The sequence below is a fragment of the Marinobacterium jannaschii DSM 6295 genome (assembly GCF_000620085.1).
GTDB lineage: Bacteria > Pseudomonadota > Gammaproteobacteria > Pseudomonadales > Balneatricaceae > Pontibacterium > Pontibacterium jannaschii.
Window position 1 is genome coordinate 162,419 of the sequence record NZ_KK211068.1, and the last position, 18,603, is coordinate 181,021.

Below are 18,603 nucleotides of genomic sequence, written 5' to 3' on the forward strand. Positions count from 1 at the left end.
CTGAGTATGACACTGAAACTGAACTGCGACCTGGGTGAGAGCTTCGGCTCCTGGAAGATGGGTCTCGACGAAGCGGTGATGCCCCATATCGATCAGGCCAATATCGCCTGTGGCTTCCACGCCGGTGATCCACTGGTCCTGCAGAAGACCCTGACCCTGGCCAAGCAGCACGGTGTAACCGTGGGTGCTCACCCGGGTTATCCGGACCTGGTCGGCTTTGGCCGTCGCTCCATCAAGGCCTCTGCCGCCGAGCTGAAAGCGATGGTGCAGTACCAGATCGCCGCCATCGATGGCATGGCGGCCTCCCAAGGCCTGACGCTGGAATACGTTAAGCCACACGGTGCCATGTACAACGACATGATGGCCAATGCCGATGTCCGCGCGGCCATCATGGCAGCGATCGCCGGCTACCACCGCCCGGTCGTGCTGATGCTGCAGGGCACGCCGGATGCCGCTAAACACCGCGAAGAAGCGAAAGCGGCAGGCATCGAGCTGTGGTTTGAAGCCTTTGCCGACCGTTGCTACGACGACGATGGTCGCCTGCTGGCACGGACTAAAGAAGGCGCAGTGCATAACCGCGAGAAGATGCTGGCCCAGGTTAAGCAGCTGGCTGAAAACGGCACTGTCACCACCGTCAGCGGCAACACCCTGAACCTGCACGCCGATACCCTCTGTGTCCACGGCGACAATATGGAAGGGGTCAACGCAATTCAGGAGATCCGGGAGATGCTGCACTCATGAGAGTAGAAATCGCGGGCGAAAACGCCCTGATCCTCTATTTTGGTGAAGAGACCAGCCCGGCTGTATCTGCCCAGGTGCAGCAGGCGGTCAGCCGTATCGAACAGGCGATGCCTGAGCTGCTGATCGACCTGGTGCCCTCCTATGCCTCGCTGCTGGTGATCTTCGATATGCTGGCCTGCGACCACCTTGAAGTACGTCGCCGCCTGCGCCAGTGCCTGCAGGGCATGGATAACGCCGAGTCCGGCGAGGGCCGCCTGGTCACGCTGCCGGCATGGTATGACGCTGAGTCCGGCCCCGACCTGGAGTCCCTGGCTGAGCGCGCCAAGCTGACGCCGGAAGAGGTGATCGCCATCCACAGCAGCATGGAATACCGCGTCTATGCGATCGGCTTCGCGCCGGGCTTTGCCTACCTCGGTGAGGTCGATCCGCGTATCGCCGCTCCACGGCTGTCGACGCCGCGCCAGAAGGTACCCCGTGGTGCCGTCGCGATCGCCGACCGCCAGACTGCGGTCTACCCGGCTGTGTCGCCGGGTGGCTGGAACCTGATCGGCCTCTGCCCGACGCGGATGTTCAATCCGGATGCCGAACCCACCATGCCGGTGGAAGTCGGTGACCGGGTCACCTTCAAACCGATCAGCCGGGAAGAATTTATTGAGCTGGGAGGTGAGCTATGAGCGGATTTAACGTTCTCCAGCCGGGCCTGCTGACCCTGATCCAGGACGCCGGCCGTTTCGGCCATCACCGTATCGGCCTGACCACCGGCGGTCCACTGGACGCCGAAGCCTTTAGCTGGGCCAACCGCCTCTGTGGCAACCAGCCCGGCGCTACCGCGCTGGAAGTCAGCATCGGCGGCCTGGTGCTGGAAGCCGATGTGGCAACCCGTATCGTCCTCACCGGCGCCGAGATGCCGCTGAAGATCAACGGCGTGGAACAGTCCCGCTGGCACAGCCATAAGGTGCAGCCGGGCGATAAGATCGAAGTCGGCTTTGCCGCGGCCGGTGCCCGCTGTTACCTGGCAGTAAGCGGCGGCTTCCAGATCACCCACAGCTTCTCCAGTGCCGCCACTGTCACCCGCGAAGGGATCGGCGGTATCGATGGCCAGAAACTGCAACAGGGTGCCTACCTGCACTGCGCCAATACCCCGGCAGCCAAAGGCTACCGCCTGGCAGATGAGCATCAGCCTGACTACGCCAGCGATGTCACCCTGCGGGTGATTCAGGGCTACCAGCAGAGCGCCTTCAGCACCATCCAGAAGCGGATCTTCTTCAGCAGCGAATATAAGGTCACCGACCGTGCCGACCGCATGGGCTTCCGCCTCGAAGGACCGGAGATCAAACCATCGATCGACGGCATCCTCTCCGAAGGGATCTGTCACGGCGCGATACAGGTACCGGCCGACGGCCAGCCGATCATCCTGCTGAACGACCGCCAGACCATCGGCGGTTATCCGAAGATCGGCTCTGTGATCGCGGCAGATACGGCCCGCCTGACCCAGCTGATGCCCGGTGCCAGCCTCTCCTTCGAAGAGATCAGCATCGATCAGGCACACAACCTCTATTGTCTGGCTCAGAAGCGCTTCGAGCGCACCGAACCTGAAGCCGTCTAAGAATCAATTTTTGTGGAGACACTCATTGTGAATGAAGCAGCACTGAGTAAACAGATTGAAGATGTACTGGTCGCCCGTAACCCGCGTGGTATGAAGACCGTCCAGCCTGCGCTGGAAACCGGCTACTACCTGCGCGCGGCACAGATGCTGCGTGATGTGAAAGGCACCGTACTGATCGGCACCGGCTTCCCGGTGGTCGACACTTTCGAAACCGATGGCCCTGTCGGCACACTGGCGCTGTATCAGGCGCTGGAAACCCTGGGCGCGACACCGGTGATCGTCTGCGGCAAGCCGATGTCCGAAGCCCTGGCGAAGGACTACCGTGTCTGTGAAATCCATGTCGGTCCACACGAGCAGCGCGAACAGGAAGCGCTGGATGCGCTGGCAAAATACCAGCCGGAAGTGATCGTATCGATCGAACGTCCGGGCCAGGCGGAAGATGGCGACTACTACAATATGCGCGGTGAAAGCATCGGCGCCCGCGCTGCCTGCTTCGACAGCTTCGTGCGTAATGCCAGCTGCCCGACCATCGCTATCGGCGACGGCGGTAACGAGATCGGTATGGGCAACATCTACGCGGCCCTGAAAGACCTCGATATCATGGCCTCTGCCACCAAGGTGGATGAACTGCTGATCGCCGACGTCTCCAACTGGGGCGCTTACGGCATCATGACCTTCCTCGGCCTGTGGGCAGAAAAAGACCTGCTGGGCGCGGTGAAGCCGCTGGAAATCCTCGAATACATCTCCCAGCTGGGCAGCGTTGACGGCGTGACCCGCCTCAATGAGCTGACCGAAGACGGGATGCCGGTCAGCGAAGGCGAAAGCGTGCTGCTGCAACTGCGCCAGCTGAGCGGATTCGCAGCCTGAACGAACGCCCCGGCGGTGCCTGCTAAGCCGTCTGAGTAAGCCGCCGGATAAGCGGCGCAGCCTACCCGGCTGCGACCGTTCAGACCGATAACGCCCCCAACGCTTCAAAAGAGCATCGCGGGGGCGTTGCTAACACAGTATGATCAGCTCTATACCGTCGTACCTAGAGACCCGCTGATGCGTCTGCGTAACCTGCAAACCTTTGTAAAAGTTGCCCACCTTGGCAGTTTCCATGCCGCAGCCCTGCAGCTGCATGCCACCCAGCCTGCTATCTCCGCCCGTATCGTGGCACTGGAAGATGAACTCGGCGTCCAGCTGTTTATCCGTGATAAAAGCGGCACCCGGCTTTCTGCCCGCGGCACCCAGATGCTGCCCTACGCAGAGAAGCTGCTGGCGATCAGCCAGGAGATGAAAAGCCAGCTGAAACAGGACACCCCTGACCGCGGCATCCTGCGCATCGGCATTGCAGAAACCCTGTCCCACCTGTGGCTCTCCGATCTGCTGAACCACTGGCGCAAGCAGCATCCGCTGATCTCCTTCGAGCTGATCAGTGATATCACCACCACCCTGATTCAGCAGCTGGAAGACCATCAGCTCGACCTGGCCCTGATGGTGTCGGAACATGCACATATGCCGAAACTGATCACCGAACCGCTGTGCAGTTACCAGCAATGCTGGGTGGCCAGCCCGGAACTGATCGACAGCAACAAGGTACAGAGCCTTGAGGCATTGTCTGCCTATCCGATTCTCAGCTTTCCGCGCGATACCCGGCCCTGGCATTACCTGCAGCAGCTGTTTGCCAGACAGCAGGAAGAGCTGGTGATTCATACCTGCAGCTCGGTCGCCAGCCTGCTGCGACTGGCGGAACAGGGCGTCGGCACCGTGCTGCTGCCGTATCCCGTGGTGCAGAAATCGCTGGATGCCGGCCGCCTGACCCGGCTGGAGGTGAGTAACGCGCCCCCGGAACTTTCATTCTGCTGCTCCTGGCGGCTGGATGACGACCGTATCGTTCCCCGCCTGCTGGCCCAGAGCGGTCGCGAGATCGTTACCGCAGGCAACGCAGGTGCGTAATGGCTGAACGGAATCTGGCCTAGGTAAAATGCAGAATCTGGACCAAACACAGCCAGTTAAATTTGCTGTTAAATGAGTTTATTCCTGATAAAGCTCCAATAATTATCGAGTTTTATAAAAATTATGTTTTCTCAACCTACGTATTGCAAAGAAACACCTTTTTGAGGAAACTGCCGAAAAATCACTCAACTGGCTGCTAAGACTACAATAAGGCGCACTGTGGCTGATCGGCCCGAATCACCACCAGCACTTTGAGCGGATGTCACTGTCATACCGTACATCCCCGCCGGCTAAACCAATCAACAGCCCGTTGATTATCTGAATTGATATGAGAGGAAGGTTAATATGAGCATTGCATATCTGAACGGCGAATATCTGCCGCTGTCCGAAGCACGTATCTCTCCACTGGATCGCGGCTTCCTGTTCGGCGACGGTATCTACGAAGTTGTACCGTACTACGCGGGTAAGCCGGTTGGTTTCAACCCTCATATGACCCGCATGGCTAATGGCCTGGCCGAGATCGAAATCAACTGCGATATCGACCTGGCTGGCTGGAACGAACTGATGAGCGACCTGGTTGAGCGTAACGCTGACCTGGGCGAAAACCTGGGCGTCTACGTACAGGTTACCCGTGGTGCCGACGTTAAGCGCTTCCACGCTTACCCTGAAGATGTGCCGGCCACTGTTTTCGCGTTCGCCTTCCCGATCAAAGATCCTGAGCCAACCGACCGCACTAAAGCCCACGGCTACAAAGTAAACAGCACTGAAGATCTGCGCTGGAAACGCTGCCACATTAAGTCCACTGCACTGCTGGGCAACGTTATCCACTACCAGCAGGGCCACTCTGCCGGTCAGAACGAAATCCTGCTGTACAACGAAGCAGGCGAACTGACTGAAGGTTCCAGCTGCAACGCTTTCATCGTTAAAGATGGTGTCGTGATCACCCCGATCCAGGACAACCAGATCCTGCCGGGCATCACCCGTCGCATCATTATCGACAGCATCAAGGCTGCCGGTACTATCCAGATTGAAGAACGGACCATCACCATGGATGAAGTGCGTAACGCTGACGAGATCTGGATCACCAGCTCCTCGAAAGAGATCGCACCGGTTATCGAACTGGACGGCCAGCCTGTCGGCGACGGTAAAGTCGGCCAGGTCTGGGAAGAAGCGTTTAAGATCTACACTGCTTCAAAATTCGACTACTGATCCCGTAGCCGGATAGACTCACGGCCTTAAGTCGTGCAAAAGACGACATAGCCCCCGCCTCCGTGCGGGGGTTTTTGTTTGAATCTGAAACAGATGCCCAGCGCTGTACTATCCTGTATTTCTAGTCACTTCTGACTTTGATTCTTGGATGAAAACTTCAGCAGGGAGCTCCTATGTTCAGATTGTGCTTCAGTCCACTGCTCACAGCCGTTACTGCCGGCCTGCTCTCATCAGGCCTCTGTGCCGCCGAAACCTTAAGAATCCTCAACTGGGAAGAATATCTCAGCGATGAAGTCATCGCTTTATGGCAGCAGGAGACGGGTGTCAGGATCGAACAGGTCTATTTTGACAGCGATGAGATCCGGGACCAGATACTCAACACCAGTCAGAAAATTAACTTTGACCTGGCCATCATGGATCAGCTGATCACGCCCCAGTTTGGTAACAAAGGCACCATTGTAGAGATCCCGCCCGAGCGTATTCCCAATCTGAGCCATATCGGCGATGAGCACCGCAATGCCTGCAGCCGTTACGGCGTCCCCTACGCCTGGGGAATGGTGGGCATCATCTATCGCAGCGACAAGGTGACACGCCCCGAATCCTGGAACGACCTGCTAACCCCGGCTGCGGAGCTTCAGGGCCATATCAGCATGCTCTATGACTACCTGGACACGCTGATTCCGCCGCTGCAGGCAATGGATCAGGACTTCATGACCGAGGACCGGGAAACCCTGAAGCAGGCGTTCGAAATCCTGAAAAAACAGGCCCCCTCGCTGCTGACGCTGCAGTACCCGATCAGCTTTATGCGTAACTCGCCGCAGGCAGAACAACTCTACATGGGGATGGCGTACAGCGGCGACCAGTATGTACTGAACGAGATGAGTGACGGCGATGAGCGTTGGAAATTCACCGTCCCCGGCGAAGGCGGTGCCATCTGGCGTGACTGCCTGACGGTGATGGCCGAATCGGACAATAAGGCACAGGCCCTCGCCTTTATCGACTTCCTTAACCGCCCGCATATCGCCGCCATGAATGCCGAATCGCTCTACGTCGCTCCGGTAAACCACAGCGCCCTGACTGAGCTTTCCAGCGACTTTCTCAATGACACTGAAGTCTTCCCCGGCGCTGAAGTACTGGCTAAAAGCCAGAACTACCGGCCGATCAGTTCGGAGAGCGTAACCCTGCGTAAACGCATTACCGGCGCCATGCGTAAACTCTATGAGGCTAAATAAGCGCGCGGGGCTGTTGATGCTGCCGGTGATTCTGGCGGCCTATATCACTGCAGCGATCTCTGTGTTTCAGCTACAGCGCAAGACGGTGGAAAAAGCCGAGCTGTCTCAGCTGTCCCATAATATGGCAGAGCTGAAGACCATCCATGACAATCACAGCCGCTTCGCCAGCAACTACCTGTTCACCCTGCTCAAGGGTAATGTCCTCAAAGGCTATCTCAACGAACAGAACGACTACCTCCGTGCCAGAACCCTCGGCATCAGCCTGGAGGAAGCACTCTACGGCCTGCTGCCGGATCAGTCAGGTTTCGCCTCGATCACCCTGATCCAACCCAACCGGCAGGTGATGTTCTACTACGAAAACAGCGAGGACCCCTTTGCCGATATCTCGCCTGAGCACAAAAGCATTGCTATCCAGACACTCAGCTCCGGACAGAGCCGTAACCAGAAGCTGATACTCAATCAGGACAATGCACTGTTACTCTATACCCTGATTATCGACCGCGAAACGATGCTACAGCCGGTCGATTTTTCAGCCCCGGGCACGCTGGCTCTGCAGATGGCACTGGAAGCCGTGGAGCTGAACAGCCGCATCAGCGCCATCGAGAAACGCTATATGGCCCGGGTGGACATCTCAGCCAGCGCCCCCGAGCGCCCCTTCAGTCACGCCGTCGCCCTGACCCCGGAAATCACCGTTTCGATGACGATTCCCAAGGCCTATTTTGACTCACTGTTACAGCCCTTTAAGCAGCAGCTGATGCTGGCGATCACAGGCCTGAGCGCGGCGACGCTGCTGATGCTCAGCCTGCTGATCCGGCGCTTTATCACCCAGCCCATTGCTAAGCTGGACCAACAGCTGGCCGCGGTGATGGAAAAGCGGCTGGATAACATCGCCAACAGCGAGGGCGACGATGAGATCTCTCACCTGGCCGGAAGCTTCCATAAGCTATACCAGAGGCTCTCCGACGCCCATGAGATAACCCGGCGGCTTTCACTGACCGACTCCCTGACGACACTGCCAAACCGCAGCAGCTTTACCCAGCAGTTAACGGCCGCGCTGGAGAGCAACCCCCAGGCCCAGCTGGCCCTGCTGTTTATCGATCTGGATAACTTCAAGTTCGTCAACGACCGCTTCGGCCATGAAGCCGGCGACAGCCTGCTGCGATCCTTTGCCCATCGGACTCAGTCACTGCTGCGCCACCGGGACTCGGATGAACGCAGCCCGGATGATATCTTCTTTTCCCGCCTGTCTGGGGATGAGTTCGCCATCCTGATCCGGAATATCCGTCAGCCACAGACAGCCCCGGAGATCGCCCGCCGTATCATCGAACAGTTTGATAACGGCTTTAAAGTAGAGCGGATCAAGTACCCGGTCAGTGCCAGCATCGGCATTGCCCTGTATCCCCGGGATGCCGGCAACGCCTCCCAGCTGATATCCAACGCGGATGCCGCCATGTACCAGGCCAAGTCCGAAGGCAAGAACCGCTACTCGATCTACTCGGAAAAGCTGACACAAAAAGCCCGCCAGCTGAAAGAGATCGAGCAACAGCTGCGCAGCATCGTGTTCGACCAGGAATTCCATCTGGTCTTTATGCCCACCCTGAACCGGGACGCTGAGGTCAGCCACTGCGAGGCGTTGTTGCGCTGGAACTCTCCCTCACTGGGCAACGTGCCACCCGACCTGTTTATCCCCATTGCAGAAAGTACCGGCAGTTTCGCCCATATCGACAAGTGGGTGCTCAATCAGGCACTGGCGGCCTATCCGTCGTTACAACGCCGCTTTGGCGAGCAACTGACGCTGAGTATCAACCTGTCGGCCGCCGAACTGGAAAACCCGCAACTGGAGCAGATGCTGCTGGATGCCCTGGCGCGGCATCCGGTGGACAGCCGCCATATCGAGCTGGAGATCACCGAAACCTTCAATGCCCATCACAGCAGCAGACATATCGCGGTGCTGAACCGCATCCGGGCGATCGGATTTTCGATTGTGATCGATGACTTTGGCACCGGCTACACCTCGATGCTGCAGATGGTTGAGTATCCGGTGGATAAGATAAAACTCGATAAGACCTTTACTGGCATGCTTACTCAGCCCCGTCAGCGTAAGCTGCTGAAGCCGATTATCGACCTGTGCCACTCGCAGCAGATCTGCGTAACTGCCGAAGGAATAGAGACCCGCCAGCAGCAACAGCTGCTGATGGAAGCCGGTTGCGACTATTTTCAGGGCTATCTGATCTGTAAGCCGGAACGGCTGGAGAGGTTGCCACAGGAGATACCGGACAGCGTGGTCCGGGTGCTCAGCGTCTAGAAGCTGTACACCAGCGTCGCCGCCGTCTCGATATCGGTATTCTCACTATCCTGCGGGACGCTGCTGCTGTGTTTAACCGTCAGTGTCAGCTTCATCGCCAGGGCATCAGCGATCTTGGACCTGAGCCCGGCTGTGGATTTGGTAATAGTGGCATCTTTACCGATCTCCATGGAAAGGGCATGTTTAAGGCGGGAAACAGTGCTGATCTGCCACTTAAGATCTGAGCCCAGGCGAAAGATCAGGTCGTTCTCCTCAGCCCCGTTATCGAGCCGGTTGCTGCGCAGACCCAGGCCGGTTTCGAGGTTCCACAGCAGGTTTTCGCGTTGCTGCACCGGCCAGCCATAACCGACCGAGAAGCTGCTCTGGTGGTTGTAGCCACTGAAGCGATCATTTTCATAATCCAGCACCCCAAACAGATAGCGTCCCGCTTCCAGCTTGTAATCCAGCTGCGCGGACAACAGATAGCGTTCGGCCGAGGTCTGGTCAGAGTCAGCCGCATGCAAGGTGTCGAGGTTAAAGTTAAACCGCCAGCGGGCACTGTCGCGCTCACCGTTAAGCTTGAACACCGAGGTTTCGGTATCGGTATTGCCGCGACTGGCCACAAAGCCCAGTTCAGCATCAAAAACCCAGCGATCTTCCGGAGTCTCCAGCAGCGGGGCCGCCACCGAAACGCTACAACTCAGACCGAGCACACAGCTCAGTAATCGAACCGCCGGTTTCATTCAGGCGCTACCTTTTGTCAGTTTCGGGCTTGGAAAAAGTATAGATCAGATTCATTTTCAGCCGCCTGATCTCCCCCGCCAGCCCCGCTACAGCCCGCCAACCACAGCCACTACCGACAACTGTTCAATATTAGTTGACGACAAGTACAGGACGTTTGTATATGACAAACAAACCAAACTTCATAATATAAGCCTATAACTAAACAAGGCTTTTTCCGCAATGGAATGCCCGGGACAAACCGTTCCGGCAAAGCCTCGGGCTGGACCTATAGCGGCAAAAGCGTTGGCCTTTGTCGCATCAGGCCCGGACTCCTAGCATAGGGTGAGCGACGATTCCGCAGGGTGAGTGCGGTGTCGCCAGACCGAATAAAAACAACATCAGCCTCTGTCCCCGGCGACCTGTACCCAAGCCACAGGCCCGCCAAGGCTGAATGCGGTGGATAATAAATATGACAAGCCAAGCCAATATTCCGGTGAACTCCGGCCTGCCGGTCTTTGAAGACCGGGACAAACAGGAAACCCGCTACACCACCTGCTACATGTGCGCCTGTCGCTGCGGTATCAAGGTTACCGTGGAAGACAACAAAGTCCGCTTTATCCAGGGCAACCCGAACCACCCGATCAACAAGGGTGTACTCTGCGCCAAGGGTAACTCCGGCATCATGAAGCAGTACTCTCCGGCCAAACTGAGCGCACCGCTGCTGCGTAAGCCGGGCACCGAACGCGGTGCCGGTGAGTTTGAGGAGATCAGCTGGGAGCGGGCGCTGGATATCCTGGAAAAACGCCTGGCGAATATCCGTGCCACCGATCCGAAGAAACTGGCCTACTTTACCGGCCGCGACCAGATGCAGGCCCTGACCGGCATGTGGGCGAGCCAGTTCGGCACCATCAACTGGGCGGCCCACGGTGGTTTCTGCTCGGTGAATATGGCCGCTGGCGGCCTCTACACCATGGGCCACGCCTTCTGGGAATTTGGTGATCCGGACTGGGATAACACCAAGTACTTCATGATGTGGGGCGTGGCGGAAGACCACAGCTCCAACCCGATAAAGCTGGGCCTTAAAAAGCTCAAAGAGCGCGGCGCCAAGTTTGTTGCCGTTAACCCGGTCCGTACCGGCTACCAGGCGATCGCCGACGAGTGGGTTTCCATCCGTCCGGGCACCGACGCGGTACTGGCCCTGTCCATGGTGCACGTGCTGCTGCAGCACCAGCTGATCGACGAAGAGTTCCTGATCCGCTACACCAACTCCGCCCAGCTGGTTGTGAACACCCCGGGACAGAAAGGCGATGGCCTGTTCTACCGTGGCCCGGAAAAAGAGGGGCAGGCCGGCCAGCCTCAGGTCTGGGATCTGGTGAAGGAAGCGTTTGTCGACGCCAACCTGCCGGATATCAACCCGGCGCTGTTTGGTGAGTACACGGCGCCAGACGGTACGCCGCTGCGTACCGCCATGAACATCATGCTCGACAAGTACCTGGACGAGCAGTACGCACCGGAAAACGCCGCTAAAGAGTGTGGCGTTGCCGCTGAAGATATCGAACGCATGGCGCTGGAGATGGCGCACGTGGCGTTCAAAGAGTCCATCACCCTGGATGTAGAGTGGACTGACTGGGCCGGCCGTAAGCAGGACAAGTTCATCGGCCGTCCGGTTTCGATGCACGCCATGCGCGGTATCTCCGCTCACTCCAACGGTTTCCAGACCTGCCGTGCGATCCACCTGCTGCAGGTTCTGCTGGGCACCATCGACTGCCCGGGCGGTCACCTGGCGAAGCCACCGTTCCCGAAACATGTGCCACCAGGCATCAAGCCTGCCAAAGAGATGGCACCGAACACGCCACTGAAATCACCTCCGCTGGGCTTCCCGACCTGTCCGGAAGACCTGGCGATCGACGCCGACGGCAATCCGCTGCGTATCGATAAGGCTTACAGCTGGGATGCGCCGATCTCCTGCCACGGCCTGATGCATATGGTGATCAGCAATGCGGTGAAGGGCGATCCGTACGAGATCGATACGCTGATGCTGTTTATGGCCAACATGGCCTGGAACTCCAGCATGAACACCGCCCAGACCATGGATATGCTCTGTGCCAAGAAGGAGAGCGGCGAGTATAAGATTCCGTTTATCGTCTGTTCCGACGCCTTCAACTCCGAGATGGTGGCCTACTCCGATCTGGTACTGCCAGACACCACCTACCTGGAGCGTTACGACACTATCTCCATGCTCGACCGTCCGATCTCCGAGCCGCACGCCGCTTGTGACTCCGTGCGTATCCCGGTGGTTAAGCCGGACCGTGACGTGATGAGCTGGCAGGAAGTGATGGTTGAGATGGCCGGACGCCTGGGCTTCCCGGCATTCACCAAGCCGGAAGGTGGCCGCAAGTACGAAGGCTATAAAGACTTTATCGTTAACTTCGAGAAGGAACCGGGTATCGGCTTCCTGGCCGGTTACCGTGGCAAGGATGGCGAGAAATCCCTGCGCGGCGAGCCGAACCCACGCCAGTGGGAAGCCTACGAAGAGAACGAAGGTTTCTTCGAGATGCACCTGCAGCCAAACCAGCGCTACATGCGTCACGCCAACCTGGATTACCTGACGCTGGCGAAGGAAGCAGCCTGGGTCGGCTCCACCAACCAGATCGTGATCGAACTGTACTCCGAGAAGCTGCAGACATTCCGCCTGGCGGGCCAGGGCCTGTATGACGGCCCGATGCCGACCGAAGAGCACCACAAAGAACGTCTGGTGAAATACTTCGATCCGCTGCCGACCTACTACATGCCACTGGAAGAGCAGCGTATCGACCGCGAGGAATACCCGTTCCACGCCGTCAACCAGCGTCCGATGTTTATGTACCACAGCTGGGACAGCCAGAACGCCTGGTTGCGCCAGATCATGTCGCAGAACTACCTGTTCATGAACCGTATCGCCGCCGAGAAACTGGGTATCGACGACCTGTCATGGGTCTGGGTCGAATCCCACAACGGCAAGATCCGGGTCCAGATCAAGTACATGGAAGGCACCAACGAACAGACCGTCTGGACCTGGAATGCCATCGCCAAGCGCGGCGGTGCCTGGGGCCTGTCTGACGACGCCAACGAAGCCACCGACGGCTTCCTGATGAACCACCTGATCTCCGAACTGTTGCCGCAGAAAGGCGACAAGATTGACCGTGTCACTAACTCCGACCCGGTCACCGGGCAGGCAGCCTGGTATGACCTTCGTGTGAAGATCACTCCAGCCGCTCCGGGCGAAACCGGTGCCTGGCCTGAATTCGGCCCGCTGAAGCCACAGCCGAATGCCAAGCCATCACCGCAATCGCTGAGCTATGCCACCCACGAAAACGTCAATCTGAAGCGCCCGATGTCAGACATCCTGACACGTGGCGAGCAGTAACGGCAGACGGAGAATAAGAAGATGAAACTAGGTCTGGTTGTTGATCTCGATACCTGTGTGGGCTGCCACGGCTGCGCCACCGCCTGTAAGCAATGGAATACCTCCGGCACCATCGGGCCGCTGTCCGATAAAGATCCGTATGGCCGCGACCCGAACGGTGCCTGGCTGAACCGAATCCGCACCTATGAAGTGGATGACAGCCCGAACAGTAAAACCGTCAACATGCCGATGTCCTGCATGCACTGTGACAACGCGGCCTGTGTCACCGTCTGCCCGACCGGCGCGTCCTACAAGCGTGAGGAAGACGGCATCGTGCTGGTCGATCAGGACAAGTGCATGGGCTGTAACCTCTGCTCCTGGGCCTGCCCGTACGGCGCCCGTGAGCTGGACCCGCAGCAGGGCACCATGAAGAAATGTACCCTCTGCGTCGACCGTATCTATGACGAGAAACTGCCGGAAGACGAGCGTAAGCCGGCCTGCGTGATGACCTGTCCGACCAAGTCCCGTGTCTTCGGTGACTTTGACGATCCGGACTCAGAGGTCAGCCAGCTGGTACGCGAGCGTGCCGGTAAGCAGCTGATGCCGGAACTGGGCTATAACCCGGTCAACACTTACCTGCCACCGCGTAACAAGCCGGTGGTGGAAACCTACGACGTCTCTTCGGTGAAAAACACCGTGAAGAAGTGGGTCAACAAGGTAATTGCCCGCTGATGCGGGAGCTGCGCACGGCGCGCTTCGGGCCGTGCGCAACCATTGATCGAATTGAGAATTAACCAAGCGCTGCCCCCATAAAGCGGGGATTAAACAACGCGAAGCTCGCAGCGCCAGGCGCGCTGCCCGGTTACGGAGTAACGAACTATGCATCCGGCTTTTTCTGTATTGGTATTTACGGTGATGTCAGGGGCGGGCTACGGCCTGATCACCCTGATGGTAATCGCTCATATGAGCGGACTGGCACAACTGCAGGACAGCAGCACCCTGCTCTCAGGTGGCATCCTGGCATTCCTGCTGATCTCCGGCGGCCTGCTCTCCTCTACCCTGCATCTGGCGAACCCGAAGAACGCCTGGCGCTCTTTCAGTCGCTTCCGTACCTCATGGCTCTCCCGTGAGGCCGTGTTCGCGGTACTGTTCTACCCTTTCCTGCTGCTTTACCTGTTCGGTATCTACAGCCAGGGCACCGAGCTGAACGGCTTCTTCCAGCTGATGGGGACTGTTGCTGCGATCCTGGCGATGGTGACGCTGTTCTGCACCTCCATGATCTACGCCAGCCTGAAAACCATCCGCCAGTGGAACAGCGCCCTGACGCCGATGAACTACCTGGCACTGGGCCTGATGTCCGGCTCCCTGCTGCTGGCTGCGGTGCAGGGCATTGTCGCCGGTGACCTCAACGGTACTCTGCAGAATGCCGCACTGGGCCTGGTGGTACTGGGCAGCGTGACTAAACTGATCTACCTGTTCTGGATCGGTAAGCCACAGGGTTCCACCATCCAGACCGCCACCGGCTTTACTCAGGCCAGCGTGCGTCTGCTGGATCAGGGCCACACCTCCAACAGCTTCCTCAACGACGAATTTGGCTATACAGTGGAGGCCAATAAGCTGCTGCGCCTGCGTGGCGGCATGCTGCTGCTGGCGTTTGTCCTGCCGTTTATCCTGCTAATGCTGAACTCTGCCGCCCTGACCCTGATCGCGGCCCTGCTGGCGATTGGCGGACTGCTGGTAGAACGCTGGTTGTTCTTCGCCGAAGCACGTCATGTTGTGCGCCTTTACCACGGCGACCAGCGCACCTGAGCGGTATAAATCCTGTTTGCGCCCTGTACTTGTTGCGCCTGACTTAAAGAAGGAAGACCCATGTTTGAGACCCGTAACCCGGCTACCGGTGAACTGATTCAGCAGTTCGACTACATCTCCGATACGCAGCTGGACGCTGCCCTGGCCCGTTCTGAGCAGGCGGCCCGTGCATGGCGCAAGACCGATTTTGCCGAACGCAGCCAGCTGCTGCACAAAGTCGCCGCGCTGCTGACCGAGCGCCGCGAAGCGCTGGCCCGCACGGTGTCATTGGAGATGGGCAAGCTGCTGGGCGAAGCCCTGGGTGAAGTGGATAAATGTGCCGGTGCCTGTGCCTACTATGCCGATCACGGCGCAGCGATGCTGCAGGACAAGCTGATCGAAACTCCGGCGAAGAAGAGCCTGGTAGCGTTCGAGCCGATCGGCACCGTCCTGGCGATCATGCCGTGGAACTTCCCCCTGTGGCAGGTGATCCGCTGCATGGCACCGACCCTGATGGCCGGTAATACCCTGTTGCTGAAACATGCGCCGAACGTGCCGCAGTGTGCCCTGGCGCTGGAGGAGATCCTGCGTGACGCCGGTGCGCCTGAAGGCGTATTCAGCAGCCTGCTGATCTCGGTGGAACAGAGTGCCACTGTGATCGCAGACCGCCGTGTCCATGGCGTTGCCTTTACCGGCAGCGAAGTGGCCGGTCGCAAGATCGGAGCCCTGGCCGGTGCCAACCTGAAGAAGGTGGTGCTGGAGCTGGGTGGCTCCGACCCGCTGATCGTGCTGGATGACGCCGACCTGGACCAGGCGGTCGAGATCGCTGTCCGTGCCCGCTTCAGCAACGCCGGTCAGATCTGTATCGCTGCCAAACGCTTTATCGTTACCGAAGCCGTTGCCGACGAGTTTGTCAGCAAGCTGATGGATCAGGTTGCCACCCTCAAGTGCGGCGATCCGACCGATGCCGACACCCGCCTGGCCCCGATGACCCGTGAAGACCTGCGCACCCAGGTGCACCAGCAGGTGCTGAAGTCGATTGAGCAGGGTGCCACGCCGTTGGCAGGCTGCGAACCGCTGACCGGCCACGGCTGGTTCTACCCGGCCTCGGTGCTGGATAACGTCAAGCCGGGAATGGAAGCCTTTGACGAAGAGCTGTTTGGCCCGGTCGCCTCTATCGTGCGGGTAAAGGATGAAGCCGAAGCCATTGCGATGGCCAACAACACCCGTTTCGGCCTCGGTGCCAGCCTGTTTACCCGCGACGCTGAACGCGGCGAACAGCTGGCTCGCCAGATCGAAGCGGGGGCGGTATTTGTTAATGCCCAGGTGGGCAGTGATGTGCGGCTGCCGTTTGGCGGCATTAAATGTTCCGGTGTGGGTCGTGAACTGGCTAGCTATGGCATGCATGAGTTCTGTAATATCAAAACCCTGTGGGTCGGTGAGTAATCAGCGCCCCGCAAAAGCCCCGACAACAATAACAATGGGAGCTGGTAATGAAAAAGTACAGCAGCACTCAGTCCGGCCTTACCTGGGATATCTTCGCTCATCAGGAGCAACGTCTCAGTAGCCCGGAAGCGTCGCCCCGGAAACAACAGAACGCTGCCGCTCAACCGCGGCGTAAAGGCGTCACCCCGGCCCGACACAATCACTGCTGATGCCCAGCGCCAGGTTAGCGGCCCCTCGCGGCAGCTAGCCTGGTTTTCACACTGCCATGACAAGGTGGTGCCGTATTTCGGTGCCGGGTATCCGTTCAGCAGACCCATGCCGCCTGAACAGTGATTTTTTGAAGTGAGTACTATGTCTAAACTTTCGCAAGACCGTTCCCGGTTATTGTTACGCCTGTTTCCGTTCCTGGTGTGGGCGCGCACCCTGACCCCGGCCATGCTGCGGGACGATTTCTTTGCCGGCCTGACCAATGCGGTCATCGTACTGCCACAGGGCGTGGCTTACGCACTGATTGCCGGGCTGCCGCCGGAATACGGCCTTTACGCAGCGATTGTGCCCGCCATCATCGCGGCCCTCTGGGGGTCATCTTTCCACCTGATCTCCGGCCCGACGGCGGCACTGTCGATCGTGGTGTTCACCACCCTGAGTCCGCTGGCCGAACCGGGCTCGGCCGAATTTATCCAGCTGGCCCTGGCGCTGACCCTGATGGCCGGGCTGTTTCAGCTGGTACTGGCCCTGGCCCGCATGGGCACCCTGGTTAACTTTGTCTCCCATTCGGTGGTGGTTGGCTTCACCTCCGGCGCCGCAATTGTGATCGCCTCCAGCCAGGTCAAGAACCTGCTGGGTATCAGCATCGAGAGTGACGGTACTTTCCTCTCTACCTGGGCCGGTGTTATCGATGCCATCGGCGGCACTAACGTCTATGCCCTGAGCGTGGGTCTGATCACCCTCGCCGCCTCCCTTATTATCAAGAAGATCCTGCCACGCTGGCCGCATATGCTGCTGGCGATGATCGCCGGCAGTATCGCCGCTTACCTGATCGGCGCTGAAGAGCACAATATCCGCCTTGTCGGCTCCATTCCCGGCAGCCTGCCGCCGTTAAGCTTCCCGGGTATCGATGCCCAGATTTTCCACCAGCTGGCACCGGGGGCGATCGCCATCGGCCTGCTCGGCCTGGTAGAAGCGGTTTCAATTGCCCGCTCGGTGGCGACCCGCTCGCATCAGCGTATCGATGGCAACCAGGAGTTCTACGGCCAGTCGCTGTCCAATATCGTCGGCTCTTTCTTCTCCTGCTACGCCTCCTCCGGCTCTTTCACCCGTACCGGCGTCAACTACAGCTCCGGTGCCCGGACGCCGATGGCGGCGATTGTCGCGGCGCTGTCGCTGGCGATTATCGTGCTGCTGTTCTCCGAGCTGACCGCCTATGTACCGATTCCGAGCATGGCCGGACTGCTGTTTGTGGTGTCCTACAACCTGATCGATTTCCATCACATCAAGAGCATCGTTCAGGCGGGTAAGTCAGAGTTTGCGATTCTCGGCGTCACCTTTGCCGCAACACTGGTGATGGCGATGGAGTTTGCGATCTATATCGGCGTTATCCTGTCGCTGGTGTTCTACCTGAAACGCACATCACGTCCGAATATCGTCGAGATCGTACCGACCGAAACCGAGCGCGGTCACTATTTCGACACCAATGAAGATGGCGGCAGCAGTTGTCCGCAGCTGCGCATTATCCGCATCGAAGGCTCGCTATTCTTCGGCGCCGTGCAGTACGTTCAGGAGTATCTGGAATCCGTCGAGGAGGAGCACCTGCTGATTGTCGGCAATGGCATGAACTTTATCGATATCGCCGGGGCCGAGATGCTGATGCACGAAGCCCGCAGGCGGCGGGTTAAGGGCGGCGCCCTCTACCTCTCCAACCTGAAGACGCGGGTCGATGACTATCTCAGCCGCGGCGAATATCGTGAGGTCATCGGTGAAGACGCGATCTTCAAAGGCAAAGGCGAGGCGATCCAGAGCATCTACCGTCAGCTGGATCAGGAACGCTGCAATCGCTGTCAGGTCAAACTGTTCCGCGAGTGCCAGGAGAAGGTAACGATACCTTTAGCCAGCAGAGGTTAACCCGGTCGATTTACCGCTGTATAATCTGCGCCCCGCCTCTGCGGGGCGCATTCGTTCAGGCGGCCAGCGATCTGCTTGGTGATCTGCGGCCTGAGCCACACCACTTTTCTTTTCTCTATCTCAGCCCTGC

15 protein-coding genes are annotated in these 18,603 nt (G+C 58.6%); 14 read left to right on the forward strand and 1 reads right to left on the reverse strand.

Annotated features, from left to right (window positions below):
• Positions 1-6: 6 nt before the first annotated feature.
• The 8 genes from Q354_RS0122405 (at position 7) to Q354_RS0122440 (ending at position 9,031) form a co-directional block, all read left to right on the forward strand.
• Positions 7-741: a 5-oxoprolinase subunit PxpA gene (locus Q354_RS0122405; protein ID WP_027859568.1), complete on the forward strand. Its 735-nt coding sequence runs from the start codon at positions 7-9 to the stop codon at positions 739-741.
• Positions 738-1,415: a 5-oxoprolinase subunit PxpB gene (gene pxpB, locus Q354_RS0122410; RefSeq protein WP_027859569.1), complete on the forward strand. Its 678-nt coding sequence runs from the start codon at positions 738-740 to the stop codon at positions 1,413-1,415. The genes Q354_RS0122405 and pxpB overlap by 4 nt, the downstream gene beginning before the upstream one ends.
• Entirely contained in the window at positions 1,412-2,347 is a 936-nt protein-coding gene (locus tag Q354_RS0122415) for a 5-oxoprolinase subunit C family protein (RefSeq protein WP_027859570.1), read from the forward strand. Before pxpB ends, Q354_RS0122415 begins: the two co-directional genes overlap by 4 nt.
• 12 nt (positions 2,348-2,359) lie before the next feature.
• The gene (locus tag Q354_RS0122420) at positions 2,360-3,214 is read left to right on the forward strand and encodes a glutamate cyclase domain-containing protein (protein WP_156948455.1); all 855 of its coding nucleotides are present in this window, start codon (positions 2,360-2,362) and stop codon (positions 3,212-3,214) included.
• 177 nt (positions 3,215-3,391) lie between these two features.
• The gene (locus Q354_RS0122425) at positions 3,392-4,285 is read left to right on the forward strand and encodes a LysR family transcriptional regulator (RefSeq protein WP_027859572.1); all 894 of its coding nucleotides are present in this window, start codon (positions 3,392-3,394) and stop codon (positions 4,283-4,285) included.
• 345 nt (positions 4,286-4,630) lie between these two features.
• Positions 4,631-5,494 (forward strand): aminotransferase class IV, encoded by an 864-nt coding sequence (locus Q354_RS0122430; RefSeq protein ID WP_027859573.1) that lies wholly within the window; start codon positions 4,631-4,633, stop codon positions 5,492-5,494.
• A 173-nt stretch (positions 5,495-5,667) separates the two neighbouring features.
• Positions 5,668-6,726, forward strand: coding sequence for a polyamine ABC transporter substrate-binding protein (locus Q354_RS0122435; protein ID WP_027859574.1), 1,059 nt, complete (start codon positions 5,668-5,670; stop codon positions 6,724-6,726).
• Entirely contained in the window at positions 6,713-9,031 is a 2,319-nt protein-coding gene (locus Q354_RS0122440; RefSeq protein ID WP_084332724.1) for a putative bifunctional diguanylate cyclase/phosphodiesterase, read from the forward strand. Before Q354_RS0122435 ends, Q354_RS0122440 begins: the two co-directional genes overlap by 14 nt.
• Here the strand turns inward: Q354_RS0122440 and Q354_RS0122445 are convergent.
• A complete protein-coding gene (locus Q354_RS0122445) occupies positions 9,028-9,753 on the reverse strand; it encodes a DUF481 domain-containing protein (RefSeq protein ID WP_027859576.1) in 726 nt (241 codons plus the stop codon). The two genes, Q354_RS0122440 and Q354_RS0122445, sit on opposite strands and share 4 nt — an antisense overlap.
• A gap of 449 nt (positions 9,754-10,202) precedes the next feature.
• Between Q354_RS0122445 and Q354_RS0122450 the strand changes: the two genes are divergently transcribed.
• The 6 genes from Q354_RS0122450 to Q354_RS26930 all read left to right on the forward strand — a co-directional run bounded on the left by Q354_RS0122450 (position 10,203) and on the right by Q354_RS26930 (position 18,473).
• Entirely contained in the window at positions 10,203-13,139 is a 2,937-nt protein-coding gene (locus tag Q354_RS0122450; RefSeq protein WP_027859577.1) for a molybdopterin oxidoreductase family protein, read from the forward strand.
• Positions 13,140-13,160: 21 nt separating this feature from the next.
• Entirely contained in the window at positions 13,161-13,850 is a 690-nt protein-coding gene (locus Q354_RS0122455; RefSeq protein ID WP_027859578.1) for a 4Fe-4S dicluster domain-containing protein, read from the forward strand.
• Between the two features lie 147 nt (positions 13,851-13,997).
• Positions 13,998-14,927, forward strand: coding sequence for a dimethyl sulfoxide reductase anchor subunit family protein (locus tag Q354_RS0122460; protein WP_027859579.1), 930 nt, complete (start codon positions 13,998-14,000; stop codon positions 14,925-14,927).
• Between the two features lie 60 nt (positions 14,928-14,987).
• Positions 14,988-16,352, forward strand: a complete 1,365-nt coding sequence (locus tag Q354_RS0122465) for an NAD-dependent succinate-semialdehyde dehydrogenase (protein ID WP_027859580.1) — start codon at positions 14,988-14,990, stop codon at positions 16,350-16,352.
• 47 nt (positions 16,353-16,399) lie between these two features.
• Positions 16,400-16,561 (forward strand): hypothetical protein, encoded by a 162-nt coding sequence (locus tag Q354_RS28375; protein ID WP_156948456.1) that lies wholly within the window; start codon positions 16,400-16,402, stop codon positions 16,559-16,561.
• Positions 16,562-16,703: 142 nt separating this feature from the next.
• On the forward strand, positions 16,704-18,473 hold the full coding sequence (locus Q354_RS26930; RefSeq protein WP_036231254.1) for a SulP family inorganic anion transporter: 1,770 nt from the start codon (positions 16,704-16,706) through the stop codon (positions 18,471-18,473).
• Positions 18,474-18,603: the final 130 nt, after the last annotated feature.